We start from the raw sequence: 2,854 nt of genomic DNA on the forward strand, positions 1-2,854 counted from the left end.
TAATAACATCATTTTTATTTAGTAATTTATATAAACCCAGCCTTTTAAAACCTTTTTTGTAGCGTTGTTTAGCTCTAAAATATAGACATAAGAACCCACCGGAAGTTTTGATTCTTTATTTATCGTTATTTTTCCGTTAGAAGTACCATCCCAATCATTATTATAGGTAAGCGCCTTGTACACTAAATTTCCGTGTCTGTTGTAAATACGCATAATATTCTTTGGATACTTATTTGCAACATCTGGCAGTACTATCCAAGTATCATTCACACCATCACCATTTGGTGAAAATCCGTTTGCCACTTCTTGATTCCTTTTTATACGAATTGTAGCGGTTTTATTTTTTGTACACGGGCTTGTCGATGTTACAGTATAAGTGTAAGTATTGCTATTGTTTTCAGCCCAAGAACCATCCATATCAGGGAACCCCTCTAAAGCTGCAAATAAATCATCTTCCGTAGGTTCTGTTCCGTCTAATATTGATAAAACGCCATCTAATCCGGCACTTTTTACTTCAGACTCTTCATTAACTATAATAGTTGCTTTTTTCGGATTACAACCTAAACTTGTAGTTTGTGTATAGGTATGTACTGAGCCGTTATTCCTCCATGTTCCACCAGTTTCAGGAGAACCTCCTAAAGCGTCAAATAATTGTTTCCCCGTTGGATTTACTCCTTTACAAACAGTTAAAGTTCCATCCAATCCGGCACTTTTTGCTTCGGATTGCTCCATCACAATTACTCTTGAAGAATTAGGATTACATCCCAAACTAGCCACCTGTGTATAGGTATATATTAAGCCGTTTGATGTCCAAGTTCCACCAAGATCAGGAGAACCCTCTAAAGCATCGAACAATTGTTTTTCTGTTAAAACTGTTCCCTTACAAACAGTTAACATTCCATTTTCACCAGCATTTCTTGCAGTATCTTCATCAACAGTTACACTTGCTGATTTCGGATTACAACCTAAATAAGTTGTTTGTGTATATGTATGTACCAAGCCATTTGAAGTCCAAGTTCCACCAACTTCAGGATTTCCTTTTAAAGCTTCAAATAATTCATCATTTGTAGGATTTATTCCCTTGCAAACAGTTAAAGTTCCATCCAATCCTGCACTTTTTGCATCAGATTCTTCATCAACAGTTACACTTGCAGATTTATTATTACAACCTAAATCAGTTGTTTGTGTATACGTATGTACGAAATCTTTTGATGTCCAAGTTCCACCCAATTCAGGATTTCCTTTTAAGGCTTTAAATAAATCATTATTTGTAGGATTTGTTCCTTTACAAACAGTTAAAGTTCCATCCAATCCTGCGCTTTTTGCATCAGATTCTTCATCAACAGTTACACTTGCAGAATTTTCTTTACAACCTAAATCAGTTGTTTGTGTATACGTATGTACGAAATCTTTTGACGCCCAAGTTCCGCCTGCTTCAGGATTTCCTTTTAAGGCTTTAAATAATTGTTTTTCCGTTGGATTTGTTCCTTTACAAACAGTTAAAGTTCCATCCAATCCTGCATTTTTTGCATCGTCTTGAATTGTAATTGTAACACTTGCTGATTTATTATTACAACCTAAATCAGTTGTTTGCGTATACGTATGTACCAAGCCATTTGAAGTCCAAGTTCCACCAACTTCAGGATTTCCTTTTAAGGCTTTAAATAAATCATCATTTGTAGGATTTGTTCCTTTACAAATAGTTAAAACTCCATCTAAACCTGCGTTTTTTGCATCGTCTTGAATTGTAATTGTAACACTTGCAGATTTATTATTACAACCTAAATCAGTTGTTTGTGTATACGTATGTACCAAGCCGTTTTCTGCCCAAGTTCCACCAACTTCAGGATTTCCTTTTAAGGCTTTAAATAATTGCTCATTTGTAGGATTTATTCCTGAACAAACAGTTAATGTTCCATTTAATCCTGCACTTTTTGCATCATCTTGAATTGTAATTGTAACACTTGCAGATTTATTATTACAACCTAAATCAGTTGTTTGTGTATACGTATGTACCAAATCTTTTGATGCCCAAATTCCACCAGCTTCAGGATTTCCTTTTAAGGCTTTAAATAATTGCTCATTTGTAGGAATTATTCCCTTACAAACAGTTAATGTTCCATCCAATCCTGCGTTTTTTGCATCGTCTTGAATTGTAATTGTAACACTTGCTGATTTATTGTTACAACCTAAATCAGTTGTTTGTGTATACGTATGTACGAAATCTTTTGATGCCCAAGTTCCACCAACTTCAGGATTTCCTTTTAAGGCTTTAAATAATTCATCATTTGTAGGATTTATTCCCTTGCAAACAGTTAAAGTTCCATCTAAACCTGCACTTTTTGCTTCGGCTTGAATTGTAATTGTAACACTTGCAGAATTTTCTTTACATCCTAAATCAGTTGTTTGTGTATACGTATGTACCAAGCCGTTTTTTGCCCAAGTTCCGCCTGCTTCAGGATTTCCTTTTAAGGATTTAAATAATTGCTCATTTGTAGGGATTATTCCTGAACAAACAGTTAAAGTTCCATCCAACCCTGCACTTTTTGCATCGTCTTGAATTGTAATTGTAACACTTGCTGATTTATTATTACAACCTAAATCAGTTGTTTGTGTATACGTATGTACGAAATCTTTTGATGTCCAAGTTCCACCAACTTCAGGATTTCCTTTTAAGGATTTAAATAATTGCTCATTTGTAGGATTTGTTCCTTTACAAACAGTTAAAGTTCCATCCAAACCTGCGCTTTTTGCATCGTCTTGAATTGTAATTGTAACACTTGCTGATTTATTATTACAACCTAAATCAGTTGTTTGCGTATACGTATGTACGAAATCTTTTGATGTCCAAGTT

2 protein-coding genes (1 of these 2 cut by a window edge) are annotated in these 2,854 nt (G+C 34.6%); both read right to left on the reverse strand.

From position 1 onward, the window contains the following. Positions 1 to 18 precede the first annotated feature (18 nt). Positions 19 to 2,739, reverse strand: coding sequence for a gliding motility-associated C-terminal domain-containing protein (locus AQ1689_RS13195; protein ID WP_101956396.1), 2,721 nt, complete (start codon positions 2,737 to 2,739; stop codon positions 19 to 21). A 62-nt stretch (positions 2,740 to 2,801) separates the two neighbouring features. Then, positions 2,802 to 2,854 carry the end of an Ig-like domain-containing protein gene (locus AQ1689_RS13200; RefSeq protein ID WP_101956397.1) on the reverse strand. Its footprint extends 2,446 nt past the window's final position, so the window shows 53 of its 2,499 coding nt (coding positions 2,447–2,499); its start codon lies beyond the right edge, outside the window; the stop codon is at positions 2,802 to 2,804.

The sequence above is a fragment of the Tenacibaculum finnmarkense genome, assembly GCF_900239185.1.
Classification (GTDB): Bacteria; Bacteroidota; Bacteroidia; order Flavobacteriales; family Flavobacteriaceae; genus Polaribacter; species Polaribacter finnmarkensis.